Source organism: Streptomyces sp. SA15 (genome assembly GCF_002291145.1).
Lineage (GTDB): Bacteria > Actinomycetota > Actinomycetes > Streptomycetales > Streptomycetaceae > Streptomyces.
Map to the genome: position 1 here is coordinate 62,398 of NZ_NTGE01000036.1, position 14,560 is coordinate 76,957.

The 14,560-nt window shown below is 72.7% G+C and carries 11 protein-coding genes and 1 pseudogene; 9 read left to right on the top strand and 3 right to left on the bottom strand.

Going from position 1 to position 14,560, the window contains the following annotated elements; genetic code table 11:
* Positions 1 to 153: 153 nt before the first annotated feature.
* Positions 154 to 777, top strand: coding sequence for a dihydrofolate reductase family protein (locus tag CLM62_RS05945; protein ID WP_095748803.1), 624 nt, complete (start codon positions 154 to 156; stop codon positions 775 to 777).
* A gap of 315 nt (positions 778 to 1,092) precedes the next feature.
* Here the strand turns inward: CLM62_RS05945 and CLM62_RS05950 are convergent, their stop codons facing one another.
* Entirely contained in the window at positions 1,093 to 1,488 is a 396-nt protein-coding gene (locus tag CLM62_RS05950; protein ID WP_095748804.1) for a ribonuclease domain-containing protein, read from the bottom strand.
* 137 nt (positions 1,489 to 1,625) lie between these two features.
* Positions 1,626 to 1,826, bottom strand: coding sequence for a hypothetical protein (locus CLM62_RS05955; protein ID WP_095748817.1), 201 nt, complete (start codon positions 1,824 to 1,826; stop codon positions 1,626 to 1,628).
* Between the two features lie 171 nt (positions 1,827 to 1,997).
* Here CLM62_RS05955 and CLM62_RS05960 point away from each other — a divergent pair, with 171 nt between their 5' ends.
* The 3 genes from CLM62_RS05960 (at position 1,998) to CLM62_RS05970 (ending at position 5,396) form a co-directional block, all read left to right on the top strand.
* Positions 1,998 to 3,269: a sensor histidine kinase gene (locus CLM62_RS05960; protein ID WP_095748805.1), complete on the top strand. Its 1,272-nt coding sequence runs from the start codon at positions 1,998 to 2,000 to the stop codon at positions 3,267 to 3,269.
* A 198-nt stretch (positions 3,270 to 3,467) separates the two neighbouring features.
* Positions 3,468 to 4,148: a response regulator transcription factor gene (locus CLM62_RS05965; RefSeq protein WP_095748806.1), complete on the top strand. Its 681-nt coding sequence runs from the start codon at positions 3,468 to 3,470 to the stop codon at positions 4,146 to 4,148.
* Between the two features lie 63 nt (positions 4,149 to 4,211).
* Positions 4,212 to 5,396, top strand: coding sequence for a cytochrome P450 (locus tag CLM62_RS05970; protein WP_095748807.1), 1,185 nt, complete (start codon positions 4,212 to 4,214; stop codon positions 5,394 to 5,396).
* Between the two features lie 31 nt (positions 5,397 to 5,427).
* Here CLM62_RS05970 and CLM62_RS05975 read toward each other — a convergent pair whose 3' ends face one another.
* The gene (locus CLM62_RS05975; RefSeq protein ID WP_095748808.1) at positions 5,428 to 6,450 is read right to left on the bottom strand and encodes a Gfo/Idh/MocA family oxidoreductase; all 1,023 of its coding nucleotides are present in this window, start codon (positions 6,448 to 6,450) and stop codon (positions 5,428 to 5,430) included.
* Positions 6,451 to 6,579: 129 nt separating this feature from the next.
* Here CLM62_RS05975 and CLM62_RS05980 point away from each other — a divergent pair, with 129 nt between their 5' ends.
* From CLM62_RS05980 to CLM62_RS52630, 5 genes and pseudogenes are all read left to right on the top strand, one after another.
* Positions 6,580 to 7,317, top strand: a complete 738-nt coding sequence (locus tag CLM62_RS05980; RefSeq protein WP_095748818.1) for a GntR family transcriptional regulator — start codon at positions 6,580 to 6,582, stop codon at positions 7,315 to 7,317.
* Between the two features lie 218 nt (positions 7,318 to 7,535).
* On the top strand, positions 7,536 to 8,684 hold the full coding sequence (locus tag CLM62_RS05985; RefSeq protein WP_095748809.1) for an ROK family glucokinase: 1,149 nt from the start codon (positions 7,536 to 7,538) through the stop codon (positions 8,682 to 8,684).
* Positions 8,681 to 9,256: a sugar kinase gene (locus tag CLM62_RS05990; RefSeq protein ID WP_095748810.1), complete on the top strand. Its 576-nt coding sequence runs from the start codon at positions 8,681 to 8,683 to the stop codon at positions 9,254 to 9,256. Before CLM62_RS05985 ends, CLM62_RS05990 begins: the two co-directional genes overlap by 4 nt.
* A gap of 200 nt (positions 9,257 to 9,456) precedes the next feature.
* Positions 9,457 to 12,357 (top strand): DEAD/DEAH box helicase, encoded by a 2,901-nt coding sequence (locus tag CLM62_RS05995; RefSeq protein ID WP_257003684.1) that lies wholly within the window; start codon positions 9,457 to 9,459, stop codon positions 12,355 to 12,357.
* 1,445 nt (positions 12,358 to 13,802) lie between these two features.
* A pseudogene (locus tag CLM62_RS52630) lies at positions 13,803 to 14,560 on the top strand (SWIM zinc finger family protein); the annotation flags it as partial.

Consider the following 14,560-nt stretch of genomic DNA (forward strand, 5'->3'; position numbering starts at 1 on the left):
GACGCCGAGTTCCGGCGACCGGAACTGTGCTCTCCGGCGGCCTGTTCTCGACGCACGCGGGCCAGACTCCGAACGGCCCACCGATGAGTTGCGGGTGCCGGTGGGGTCTGCCCTGATGACAGCAGACCCCACCACCAGAGAGAAGGCATCGCCATGGGCAAGCTGGTCCTCACCTCCTTCGTCACCCTCGACGGCGTCTACCAGGCCCCCGGCGGCCCCAGGGAGGACACCCGCGACGGCTTCGAGCAGGGCGGCTGGAGCGTTCCGTACGGAGACGACGACTTCGGCCGGTTCATCAACGAGGTCTTCGGCCGCGTCGGAGCCTTCCTCCTCGGCCGCCGTACGTACCAGATCTTCGCCTCGTACTGGCCCAAGATCACCGACCCGGGCGACCCGGTCGCCTCGAACCTCAACGCCCTGCCGAAGTACGTCGCCTCCACCACTCTCACCGACCCGGACTGGTCCAACACCACGGTGATCGGCGGCGACCTCGCCAAAGAGGTCACCGACCTCAAGGAGCGCACCGACGGCGAGCTCCAGGTGCACGGCAGCGGCGCCCTGGCCCAGTCCCTGCTGGCGCTCGACCTGATCGACACCGTCCACCTGCTGACCTTCCCGGTCGTGCTGGGCGCCGGCCGCCGCCTGTTCGCCGAGGGGGCGCCGCCGACCGCCTTCCGGCACACCGGCGGACGTATCACCGCGGCGGGCGTCTCCATCCAGTCGTACGACCTGGCGGGCCGCCCGGAGTACGGCTCGTACGAGCTCCCCGAAGGCTGACATTCCCCATGGGGTCGCCGCGAGCCGCCGCGCAGTCCGCGTGTGTTGCCGGTCACACTCCTGGTGGCCCGTTGCCGGCCGGCGACGGGCCACGGGTCGAGTTCAGCTGAGGCGTAACCGCCGGGACTGCGGCGGTGGTCGACCATGTCTCGCCCCGCGGCCGATGCGTGGGGGGTCCGCGGGGCGAGGGTCTTCACGGGAGACATGGGTCGCCCTGTCGAGGCCGGCATTCGCGTTGTTCGCCGCTGCGCAGAGCCGGAGGCCCGGTGGAACGCGGAGTGGACCTCCAGCCGGTCGCGCAGTGCGCTCAGAACCTCAGCAGTCGTAGTCGATGAGGTCGAACGAGGCGTAGTGGTCCGCGGTGTAGTAGTCCTCCTGGTATTCCTCACCGGTAACGATGCGGCGGGCACCGCGCGTGGAGGAGCCGGGGGTCTTGACCGTGTACTCGTGGTAGTAGCCCGAGGACTGGCTGGGCAGGATGCCTTCCCGGTTCTGGAAGACGGTGCCGTCCTGCGGGTAGGGGAAGGGGCCGCCCGACGCGATCAGGTCGAGGGTGTCGTACGCCTGGGAGGGCAGGTCGCTGTGACAGATGCTGCCGACCGCCGTGACGGAGGTGTCCGCGGCGTTGGCGGTGACGGTGCCGCCCACAAGGAGGGCGGACAGGACGGCGGCTGCGGCGCCGATGCGAGTGATTCGTGGGGGGAATCTCATGACGTCATGATGACGCGCGTAGATAATGGCATGTCAATGTCAAGTCAGCAGAATTTGCCGTCAAGTCCGATGAGTTTTCGGGAAGTTAACCTCAGACTCGGTATCCCCGCGAAGCGCTCTCAGCCGGACCTCCGAGCTCAGCCGGACTTCTGGCTCTCGGCCACGGCGAACAGCGCGATCGCCAGCACGATCAGGGTGACGCTGGCGTAGATCTCATAGCCGTCGAGGAAGCCCATCCGCTGGACGAGGCCGATGTGCCAGTCGGTGAACTCGTGGATCAGGCCCATCGCGCCCTGCACCAAGGCGAGGAAACCGAGTAGCTCCAGAAACTGCTTCATGGGAAAGACCCTCGCCCCGTCGACCCCCCACACGCATCGGCCGGGGGGCGAGGCACGTCCGACGGAAGTCCTTGATCCCTCCCGGCCGGCGGCGCCGAAAGTCTGCGGCCGTGCGACTTTGGTCGGTGATGCCGCCCGCATGGAGGTGAGGCGGGCCGACACTGCGTAGATTTGTCGACCGTGAGTGGAGACAAGCCGGCGCAGGTTCCGCCGACGTTCGCGGGGCCCCGGTGGCTGTTTCCGTCGGCCGTGCTCCACGAGCTCGACCCCGACGCCGGGCGGCCCGGACGGCGGCCCCGGCGCACCGCGCGCGACTGGATCGTGGACTTCTCCTGCTTCGTGCTGGCCGTTCTCGTCGGCCTGGTCGGAGCGGACGCCGTGACCGCCAACCCGCACGTGCCGCACGCCCTCGCCGTCGTCGACCAGTGGCTCGGTGCGCTCGCCTGTGCCGCGGTGTGGCTGCGCCGCCGCTGGCCGGTCGGGCTGGCCGTGGCGACGATCCCCCTCGGGCTGGTCTCGGACACCGCGGGCGGCGCGTGCGTGATCGCCCTGTTCACGCTGGCCGTGCACCGCCCCTTCCGGTACGTGGCCTGGGTGGGCGGCATCAACATGGCGACGATCCCGTTCTACTTCTGGATGCGCCCCGACCCCGACGTGCCGTACGTCGTCTCGGTCATCGTGTTGGTGCTGCTGATCGCGGCCGTGGTCGGCTGGGGCATGTTCGTACGGTCCAAGCGGCAGCTCATGCTGAGTCTGCGCGACCGTGCCCGGCGCGCCGAGACGGAGGCGCGGCTGCGCGCGGAGCAGGCGCAGCGGCTCGCCCGCGAGGCGATCGCCCGCGAGATGCACGACGTGCTCGCGCACCGGCTGACCCTGCTGAGCGTGCACGCGGGCGCCCTGGAGTTCCGGCCGGACGCGCCCCGTGAGGAGGTCGCCCGGGCGGCCGGCGTCATCCGGGAGAGCGCGCACGAGGCCCTGCAGGACCTGCGGGAGATCATCGGCGTCCTGCGCGCGGCCGAGCCCGACGACGCGGGCCGCCCCCAGCCGACGCTCGCCGCGCTGGACGGGCTGGTCGCCGAGTCCCGCGCGGCCGGCATGAAGGTCACCCTGGACAGCCGTGTCACCGACGCCGCCGCCGTCCCCGCCTCGGTCGGCCGCACCGCCTACCGCATCGCCCAGGAAGGCCTGACCAACGCCCGCAAGCACGCCCCCGGCGCGGAGGTCACGGTGTCCGTCACCGGCGCCCCGGGCGAGGGCCTGACCGTGTCCGTGCGCAACCCTCCACCCGACGGCGAGGTCCCCCACGTCCCCGGCTCCGGCCAGGGACTGATCGGACTGGCCGAACGGGCCACGCTGGCCGGGGGCCGACTGGAGCACGGGCCGGACCAGGACGGGGGGTTCCGGGTGCGGGCCTGGCTGCCGTGGGGGACGCCTGCCGACTGAACCTGTGCCGACTGAACCTGTGCCGGCGGACATCCGCGCCGTTTGAACCCGGCGTCAGCCGCCCCCGGCGTCACCCGCTGCCCCGCGAGGCGCTGAGCAGACGCCCCGACACCGTCCGCCACTGTGACCAGCCGTGACCAGCCATGACCAGCCGCGGTCCGCCAACTCGGGCCGCACTACCGTGATTACGTAGGGCCCATGACCGCGATCAGAGTGCTCCTCGTCGACGACGACCCGCTGGTTCGGGCCGGCCTGGCCCTGATGCTGGGCGGCGCCGACGACATCCGGATCGTCGGCGAGGCCGGCGACGGCGACCAGGTCGAGGCGCTCGTCGACCGCACCCGCCCGGACGTCGTCCTGATGGACATCCGGATGCCGTCGGTGGACGGTTTGACCGCCACCGAGCGGCTGCGCGGCCGGGCCGAGGCCCCGCAGGTCGTGGTGCTGACCACCTTCCACGCGGACGAACAGGTGCTGCGCGCGTTGCGCGCGGGCGCCGCCGGATTCGTCCTGAAGGACACCCCGCCCGCCGAGATCCTCGACGCTGTGCGCCGGGTCGCGGCCGGCGACCCCGTCCTGTCGCCCGCGGTCACGCGCCAGTTGATGGAACACGCGGCCGGCACCGCCGCCGACACGCGCCGCACGCGCGCGCGTGCCCGGATCGCCACGCTCAACGACCGCGAACGCGAGGTCGCCGTCGCGGCCGGCCGGGGCCTGTCCAACGCCGAGATCGCCGCCACGCTGTTCATGAGCGTCGCCACGGTCAAGACCCACGTCTCCCGCATCCTGGCCAAGCTGGACCTCAGCAACCGGGTGCAGATCGCCCTGTTGGTGTACGACGCGGGACTTCTGGAGGAAGCGGAGGAGGATGGGCCCTAGGCGGGCACTAGTCGGCGCCCCCGGCCGTTGTCGGTGCGAACGGGTCGGACGAGGGGGAGTGGCATGGCAGAGGTGATCGATCTCGGGGAGTTCGGCGACGCGTTCCGCACGGATCCGCATCCCGTGTACGCGAAGCTGCGCGCCCTCGGCCCGGTGCACCGCGTGCGGCCGCCCGGCTCCGACGGCGACTACTGGACCTGGCTCGTCGTCGGGCACAAGGAGGCGCGCGCGGCGCTCGCCGATCCCCGGCTGTCCAAGGACGGCAGCAGGATCGGAGTGACGTTTCTCGACGAGGAGCTGATCGGCCGCTATCTGCTGCTCACCGATCCGCCCGAACACACCCGTCTGCGCGGGCTCGTCTCCCGCGCCTTCACCATGCGCCGGGTGGAGGCGCTGCGACCGAGGATCCAGGAGATCACCGACGACCTGCTCGACGCGATGCTGCCGCTCGGCCGCGCCGACCTGGTCGAGTCGTTCGCCTACCAGCTGCCGATCACCGTGATCTGCGAGCTCCTCGGCGTACCCGAGATGGACCGCACGGAGTTCCGGAAGCTGTCGACGGAAGTGGTCGCACCCATCAGCTCCCAGAGCAATTACGACGCCGTCGTGCGGCTCGCCGAGTACCTCACCGAGCTGATCGAGGACAAGCGGTGCGCCGGACCGACCGACGACCTGCTCGGCGACCTGGTCCGCACGACCGCCGAGGACGGCGACCGGCTCTCCCCGCAGGAACTGCGCGGCATGGCCTTCGTCCTGCTGATCGCCGGTCACGAGACGACCGTCAACCTCATCACCAGCGGCGTCCACGCCCTGCTCACCCACCCCGACCAACTCGCCGCCCTGCGCGCGGACATGACCCTCGTCGACGGCGCGGTGGAGGAGATACTGCGCTATGAGGGCCCGGTGGAGAACGCGACCTTCCGGTACGCCGCCGAGCCCCTGGAGATCGCCGGCACCCCCGTCGAGAAGGGCGACCCGGTGATGATCGGCCTCACCGCGGCCGACCGCGACGCCGCCCGCTACCCCGCCCCGGACCGCTTCGACATCCGCCGCGACACCGGCGGCCACGTCGCCTTCGGTCACGGCATCCACTACTGCCTCGGAGCCCCGCTGGCCCGCCTCGAGGCCCGCACGGCGATCCGTTCACTACTGGAGCGCGCTCCCGCCCTCACCCTCGACGGCCCATCGGGCGACTGGCTCCCGGGCATGCTGATACGGGGGCTGCGGAGCTTGCCGGTGCGGTGGTAGGACCGCCGTGTGTTCTCGGCGTCAAGCCCCTTCACATCACCGCCGCTCCGGCGCCCCCGGCAATCTCCCCGAGCCGCACTGGTCTTCGCTCGCGCCGCGACACCTCACAGGCCTCGGCGATCCGCAGCGCCTGCAACGCCTCCCGCCCGTCGCACGGATTGGCCCGCTCACCCCGCACGACCTCCACAAACGCGGCCAGCTCAGCCTCGTAGGCAGGCCCGAACCGCTCCAGGAAGCCCGTCCACGGCTTGTCCGCCGCCGGCGGCCCCGTCGGCTCGGTGGACGCGATCGGCGTACGGTCGTCCAGGCCGACGACGATCTGGTCCAGCTCCCCGGCCAGCTCCATACGGACGTCGTAGCCCGCCCCGTTCAGCCGCGTCGCCGTGACCGTGGCGAGCGTCCCGTCGTCGAGGGTGAGCAGCGCCGCGCCCGTGTCGACGTCGCCCGCCTCGCGGAACATCGCCGGTCCGGTGTCGGACCCGGCCGCGTACACATCGACGACCTCGTGCCCCGTCACCCAGCGCAGGATGTCGAAGTCGTGGATCAGGGTGTCCCGGTACAGGCCCCCGGACAGCGCCAGGCGGGCGGCCGACGGCGGAGCCTGGTCGGAGGTCAGGGCCCGCACGGTGTGCAGCCGCCCGAGCCGCCCCGACCGCACCGCCTCGCGCGCGCCCGTGTAGCCCGCGTCGAAGCGGCGCTGGAACCCCATCTGCAGGACCGTGCCGGCCGCCTCTACCTCGGCGAGCGCGTGCAGCGTGCCCGGCAGGTCGAGGGCGATCGGCTTCTCGCAGAACACGGGAAGCCCCGAGCGTGCTGCCCGACCGATCAGTTCGGCGTGCGCCGACGTCGCCGTCGTGATCACCACGGCGTCCACGCCCCACGTGTAGATCTCGTCCACCCCCGGCGCCGCCGTCTCACCCAGCCGATGTGCCAGTTCCTGGGCCCGCGCGGGGTCCGCGTCCGTGAGGATCAGGGAGCCGACCTCGCGGTGCCGACTGAGGGTGTTCGCATGGATGGTGCCGATGCGGCCCGTACCGATGACTCCGATGCGCATGGGACCAAACTGCGGCCGGACCAGGCACGCTGTCAATGCATATGTCCGGACAATCGAACTACACAACTTCCCGTCAACCCGTCACGGAGCTACGCTCTGCCCGTGCCGAAACCAGAAGTGGACCCGACCGTGACGCTCGAGCTCAGTGTCGACCGGAGCAGCCCGGTGCCGTTGTACTTCCAGCTGTCCCAGCAGCTCGAAGCGGCGATCGAGCACGGCGCGCTCACCCCCGGCAGCCTGCTGGGCAACGAGATCGAACTCGCCGCCCGTCTCGGCCTGTCCCGGCCCACCGTCCGCCAGGCCATCCAGTCGCTCGTCGACAAGGGCCTGCTCGTGCGTCGCCGCGGCGTCGGCACCCAGGTCGTGCACAGTCAGGTCAAGCGCCCGCTGGAGCTCAGCAGCCTGTACGACGACCTGGAGGCGGCCGGCCAGCGCCCCGCCACCAAGGTCCTGGTCAACACCGTCGTCCCGGCTCCCGCCGAGATCGCGGCCGCGCTCGCCGTGCCCGAGGACAGCGACGTACACCGCGTGGAGCGGCTGCGCCTCGCGCACGGCGAGCCGATGGCGTACCTGTGCAACTACCTGCCGCCGGGACTGCTCGACCTGGATACGGAGCAGCTTGAGTCCACCGGCCTGTACCGCATGATGCGCGCCGCGGGGATCACGCTGCACAGCGCCCGCCAGTCCATCGGCGCCCGCGCGGCCACCGCCGACGAGGCCGAGCGGCTCGCCGAGGAGGAGGGTGCCCCACTGCTCACCATGCAGCGCACGACGTTCGACGACACCGGCCGCGCGGTGGAGTACGGCACCCATACGTACCGCCCCACCCGCTACTCCTTCGAGTTCCAGCTGCTTGTACGGCCCTGATCGCCCGCGCGGGTCGGGCGCGGTTCGTCAACATGTCAGGACAATGCGACCGACTCGCGCTGCAGCGGTCCTAAGGGGCGCGGGGCTGTATCGAAGCGCGGCTCCGCCGCGTGGCCGCGACCAGCCCCAAACGCACCCATGCCCGGCAATTCGCAACAACCGCCCCTTTGCTCCCGCGTTCGGCACCCAGTGTGAGCGTGAGGCAGAATCGGGCCTTGATGAGCACCTACGGCAACTTCAGCGCCCCCATCGGCTCCCGCCGCGCGCCAGCGCTCCGCACGGTGGGTACAAGGGAGCGCCGCTCGCATCTGACCGCACCCCGCGTGCCGACCGTCGGCATCGACATCGGCGGCACGAAGGTGATGGCGGGCGTCGTCGACGCCGACGGCAACATCCTGGAGAAGCTCCGCACGGAGACCCCGGACAAGTCCAAGAGCCCCAAAGTCGTCGAGGACACCATCGTCGAACTGGTCCTGGACCTGTCCGACCGGCACGACGTGCACGCCGTCGGCATCGGCGCGGCCGGCTGGGTCGACGCCGACCGCAACCGCGTGCTGTTCGCGCCCCACCTGTCCTGGCGCAACGAGCCCCTCCGGGACCGCCTCGCCGGACGCCTCGCCGTCCCCGTCCTGGTCGACAACGACGCCAACTCCGCCGCCTGGGCCGAGTGGCGCTTCGGCGCCGGACGCGGCGAGGACCACCTGGTCATGATCACGCTGGGCACCGGCATCGGCGGCGCGATCCTGGAGGACGGCCAGGTCAAGCGCGGCAAGTACGGCGTCGCGGGCGAGTTCGGCCATATGCAGGTCGTCCCCGGCGGCCACCGCTGTCCGTGCGGCAACCGCGGCTGCTGGGAGCAGTACAGCTCGGGCAACGCGCTGGTCCGGGAGGCGCGCGAGCTCGCCGCGGCCGACTCCCCGGTGGCGTACGGAATCATCGAGCACGTCAAGGGCAACATCGGCGACATCACCGGCCCGATGATCACTGAGCTGGCCCGCGACGGCGACGCGATGTGCATCGAGCTGCTCCAGGACATCGGCCAGTGGCTCGGCGTCGGCATCGCCAACCTGGCCGCCGCGCTCGACCCCTCCTGCTTCGTGATCGGCGGCGGCGTCTCGGCCGCCGACGACCTGCTCATCGGCCCCGCGCGAGACGCCTTCCGGCGCAACCTGACCGGCCGCGGCTACCGCCCCGAGGCCCGTATCGCCCGCGCCCAGCTCGGCCCCGAGGCGGGCATGGTCGGCGCCGCGGACCTCGCCCGTCTCGTCGCCCGCCGCTTCCGCCGCGCCAACCGGCGCCGGGTGGAGCGCTACGAGCGCTATGCGCGGTACGCGGAGGCCCGCCGTACGACCCGGGACTCCGCGTGACCGCCTCGCTGCCGCGCGAGGCCGCGCCACCGGACGAGCCGCCGGCCGAGGACCGGCGTCACATGATCCGCCGCAGGGCGCTCACCCTGCTCATCATCGTGCTGCTCATCGGTGTGCCGGCCGGCTACCTGGTGATCTCCGCCAACCAGAGCCGCGACAGCGGCAAGGACAAGGAGAAGAAGTACTCGGCGACCGGCCTGACCGCCGCCTGGCCGTCCAGGGTCCAGCGCCGCCTCTACCAGGTCCCGATCCCGCACCCGGCCGACCAGGTCGCGTACTACGAGACCAACAACTGGAAGACCAGCCGCCTTTACGTCCAGTTCCGGACGACTGACGCCGGCCTGGACGCCTTCCTCACGGGCGTGGGCGTCAACCGCGACGACCTCGAGCAGGGCGACCTCACGATCGGCGCCCGCGACCGGAGCGTCACCGGCTGGAAGTTCACCGGACCCGGCCCGTGGTCGGGGCTGGTCCACAGACAGAAGAACCCGGCGCCCACCCAGGACATCGTCGTGAACCTGGCCAACCCGGCCAGCCCCATGGTGTACGTCGTCTCGCGCACGGTTCCCTAGGCCCTGTCGTGTGGGTCAGGGCCCGGCACGCCGAGAGCACGCACCTGACGCCGCGCGGCCCGCCCTTCGGGCGGACGACGGGAATTTGACGACAGGGCCTAGCCGCCGGGCTCCAGCCGGTCGCGGGGGCCGATTGTCAGACCCCGCCCGTAGAGTCGAAGACGGATGATCCGACACACGGGCGGGAGGTGACAGGACGTATGAGCGACAGGGGTGCGGTGGCCGAGCGAATCGGCGCGACCGGACGAGCGCCCGCCACCGGGGGAGCGGTGGCCACCGGGGAAGCGGCGGCCACCGGGGGAGCGGCGGAGTCCGTCCCCGTCCGACTCGCGGCCGTGTTCCTGCCCGGGCCCGTCCCGCGCGAGGGGCGGATGGCCTTCTGGGATCCGGAGGGCGGACCGCTGCCCGCCGCTCCCACCGACCTCACTGTCGTACGACGCCATGGTGCCGGAGTACGCCGCAGGACCACCCCCGCACTGTCGCTCCCCCTGGGCGAGGCCCTGCCGCTGCTCGTCCGTGCCCGGCGCGACCCGGCCGCCCACCCGGCCACCGCCTGCTGGGGAGCGGCCGCGCTGCACGCCCTGCGGCTCACCGCCCGTGGCCGCCTGCTGCCGGGCCTGACGGCCTCCGGCCACGACGCCTGGCGGGCCGGGCCCCTGGAGCCGGACGACATCGCGCACCTGCGCGCGGTCGCGGCCGCCCTGCCGTACGAGGGACACGCGGTCCCGCTGCCCGGCCCGGGCCCGCTCCGGCTGCCCGAACCGGAAGCGCTCATGCGCTCCTTCCTGGACGCGGTCGCCGACACCCTGCCCCGCACCCCGGCCGCTCCGTACGCCTCCGGGAGGCCCTTCGCCGCGCGTGAGCCCCAGCGGCTGCCCGCCGCACACGACTGGGCCGCGGAGGTCGCCGCCGGCATGGACGCGGGCGTGCGGATCTCGCTCCGCCTGGACCTGTCGGCGCACGACCTCTTCGACGCCGACGGTGACGACGTCGTGCACCGTGCGGGCGCGGCCGTCGTCCAGGTGCACAGCCTCGCCGACCCCACCCTCGTGGCCGACGCGGCGGCTCTGTGGGCGGGTGACGCGGAAGCGGCGTTCGGTCCCCGAGCGCGCGTGGACGCGGCCCTCGCCGTGCGCCGTGCGGCTCGCGTCTGGCCGCCCCTCGACCGGCTCTCCGAGCAGGACGTGCCCGACGTACTGGCCCTGTCCGACGAGGAGTTGGGCGACCTGCTCGGGGTCGCGGCGACGCGGCTCGCGGCGGCGGGAGTCGCCGTGCACTGGCCCCGCGACCTGGCACAGGACCTGACCGCGGCCGCGGTGGTCCGGCCCGCGCCGGGCTCGGCGACCGACGGCACCGGCTTCTTCGAGAGCGAGCAACTGCTCCAGTTCCGCTGGCAGTTGGCGCTCGGCGGCGACCCGCTGAGCGAGGCCGAGATGGACGCGCTCGCCGAGGCCCACCGCCCGGTCGTGCGCCTGCGGGACCAGTGGGTGCTGGTCGACCCGGCCCTCGTCCGCAAGGCCCGCAAGCGCGAACTGGGCCTGCTCGACCCGGTCGACGCGCTGTCCGTCGCCCTCACCGGCAGCGCGGAGGTCGACGGCGAGACGGTCGAGGCGGTCCCGGTCGGCGCCCTGGCCACCCTGCGCGACCGTCTGACGGCCGGAGTGCGGCCCGCCGAGCCACCACCCGGCCTGCGCGCCACCCTGCGCGACTACCAACTCCGGGGCCTGGCCTGGCTGGACCTGATGACCACCCTCGGCCTCGGCGGCTGCCTCGCCGACGACATGGGGCTCGGCAAGACGATCACCGTCATCGCGCTGCACCTGCGCCGGGCCCGCAGCGAACCCACCCTCGTCATCTGCCCGGCCTCCCTGCTCGGCAATTGGCAGCGCGAGATCACCCGCTTCGCACCCGGCGTCCCCGTCCGCCGCTTCCACGGCCCGGACCGCACCCTGGCCGACCTCGACGGCGGCTTCGTCCTGACGACGTACGGCACCATGAGGTCGGCGGCGCCCACGCTCGCCCAGCAGCCGTGGGGCATGGTCGTCGCCGACGAGGCACAGCACGTCAAGAACCCGTACTCGGCGACGGCGAGGGCTCTGCGCACCATCCCGTCCCCCGCGCGCGTGGCCCTCACCGGCACACCCGTCGAGAACAACCTCTCCGAACTCTGGGCCCTCCTCGACTGGACGACACCCGGACTCCTGGGCCCCCTGAAGTCCTTCCGCGCCCGCCACGCGCGCGCGGTGGAGAACGGCGAGGACGAGGAGGCGGTGACCCGGCTCGCCCGTCTGGTCCGCCCCTTCCTGCTGCGCCGCAAGAAGTCCGACCCCGGAATCGTCCCGGAACTGCCGCCCAAGACCGAGACGGACCACCCGGTCCCGCTCACCCGTGAACAGGCCGCGCTCTACGAGGCGGTGGTGCGCGAGTCGATGCTGACGATCGAGACGGCGGAGGGCATCGCCCGCCGGGGCCTGGTGCTGAAGTTGCTGGGTGCGCTGAAGCAGATCTGCGACCACCCCGCGCTGTACCTGAAGGAGGACGTCCCGCCGACGGCCGGCGACCGACTCGCCGTCCGTTCCGGCAAACTGGCCCTGCTCGACGAGCTGTTGGACACCCTGCTGGCCGAGGACGGCTCGGCGCTCGTCTTCACGCAGTACGTGGGGATGGCCCGTCTGATCACCTCCCACCTGGCCGCCCGCGCGGTCCCGGTGGACCTCCTTCACGGCGGCACGCCGGTGCCGGAGCGCGAACGCATGGTGGACCGCTTCCAGAGCGGAGCGACACCGGTCCTCGTCCTGTCGCTGAAGGCGGCCGGCACGGGCCTGAACCTCACCCGCGCGGGCCACGTCGTCCACTTCGACCGCTGGTGGAACCCGGCCGTCGAGGAACAGGCCACCGACCGCGCCTACCGCATCGGCCAGACCCAGCCGGTCCAGGTCCACCGCCTGATCACCGAGGGCACGGTCGAGGACCGCATCGCCGAGATGCTGGAGTCCAAGCGCGCCCTCGCCGACGCGATCCTGGGCTCCGGAGAGTCGGCCCTCACAGAACTGACGGACCGCGAACTCTCCGACCTGGTCTCCCTCCGGAGGACATCGTGACCCCCCGCCCCGCCGACGAGGCCCGCCGGGCGCTGCGGGAGGCGCGGGAGCGCGGAGGCCGGGGGACAGGAGCGTCCGACCCCCCTGACACGGACCGGGCGGCGCCCCAGAAGCCCACGGGACACGAGGCCCGACCGGCCGACGTGGCGCGTGCGGCGCTGCGGGAGGCGCGGGAGCGCGGGGTTGGCGGCCGGGCGACGGACGCGGGCATCAACGACGGCACGGGGCCTGACACGGACGCCGACGAGGTTGTGAGGGGACGCACGGCTCATGGGGGTGGGCCGGGTGAGGAGGGTCGTCCCGGAATTGGTTCGGGCGGGTCGGATGAGGCGAGTCGTCCCGGCGTCGGGTCGGGCGGGTCGGATGAGGCGGGTCGTCTCGGTGTCGGGTCGAGCGGGTCCGGTGAGGCGGGTCGTCTCGGTGTCGGGTCGAGCGGGTCCGGTGAGGCGGTTCGTCCTGGTGTTGGGTCGGATGGGTTCGGTGAGGCGGGACGTTCTGGCGTTGGGTCGGGCCGGTTGCGCGAGGCGGGCCATTCCGACATCGAGCGGGACAGTTCGGGCGATGCGGGTCCGGGCGCGTCGGCGGCCGCTTCCGACGGCGTACGGGAGGTATCGGCCGACCAGCCCAGGGGCAACGCGGGCAAAGTGGGCCAGGCAGCGGGCTCTGATGCGACGGCACGGGGCGGCGAGGCCGACCGGCGGGGCGGGCGCCCCGCGGATGTCGCGCGCGAAGCGCTGCGCGCCGCTCGCGGCGAAGGCCGCCGGGGTCGGGAGGACGCCAAGGGAGAGGAAGCAGAGCGCCCGCGTCGGTCGGGCCGACAGGCTCGGCCCCCTTCGAGGGACACCGGCCGTGCGCGAGGCCACGCGGCCGACGCCAGGGCGCGTGACGTACGGGAGTTGCTCGCCGAGGCCTTCCGTATGCCTGCCGCGGCGGAGCTGCCGGAGGAGGGGGCCGGATCAGAGGTCGATCCTGCGGTGGAGCGACTGGCGCGGGGTGGGGCCGCCAACGGTGGTCCGGGCAGCCGGAGTTCGGGTGACGTCTCGCCCTCAAGCGCCGGAGCCCTCCGTATGCCTGCCGCGGCGGAGTTGCCGGAGGAGGGGGCCGGATCAGAGGTCGATCCTGCGGTGGAGCGCCTGGCGCGGGGTGGGGCCGCCAACGGTGGTCCGGGCAGCCGGAGTTCGGGTGACGTCTCGCCCTCAAGCGCCGGAGCCCTCCGTGTGCCCGGCGCGGCGGACTTGCCGGGGGAGGGGCGGACCGCACCAGAGACCGACCCTGCCGCGGAGTACCGGGCATGGAGCCGGAACGACAACGACAGGCCGGGCAGGCCGACGTCGACTGACGACATGACCGCATCCGACGAACCCACGGCAGACACCCCACCCAACACCCAGCCGACCGCCACGGCGAGGCCCACATCGGCTCAATCGACCCGCTACGGCACGGCGAGTCCCACCCCTGACCCACCGGCCACCCCCCGTGTCCCTCACTCCATGGCAGCCCCCGGCCGCGACAGCGAACTGCGCCGTACCTTCCCCGCCTTCCCTCCCCGGACGTCAGACGCCGGGTTCGCGGCGACGTGGTGGGGGAACGCGTGGGTGGCGGCGTTGGAGGAGGGCGCGTTGGACGCCAAGCGGCTTGCACGCGGGCGGAGTTACGCCGAGCAGGGGCACGTGGACGCCATCACCGTGACGCCCGGGCTCGTCCTGGCCTACGTCCAGGGGAGCCGCCCCAGGCCGTACCGCGTGCAGGTCCGGCTGCGCACGCTCGACGACGCCGACTGGGCGCGGTTCCTGGACAGCGCCGCCGATCGGCCCGGGCACATCGCCGCGCTCCTGGACAAGGAGATGCCCCACTCCCTCGCCGAGTGTGGAGTCCGTCTGCTCCCCGGCCCCGGCGAGCTCGAACCGCACTGCAGCTGCCCCGACCGCGGCCATCCCTGCAAGCACGCCGCGGCCCTCTGCTACCAGACCGCACGCCTGCTCGACGCAGACCCCTTCGTCCTGCTCCTGCTGCGCGGCCGCGGCGAACGCGACCTGCTCGACGCGCTGTCCCGCCTCAGTGCCACCCGCGCGGCCCGCGCCGCCCAGGAACAGGGGCCGACGCAGTTGCCCGGCGTCCGCGCCACGGACGCCCTCGCGCCCCGTGAACTCCCGCCCCTTCCGGCACCCCTGCCCCCGCCCCCGCATCCCGAGCAGCCCCCGGT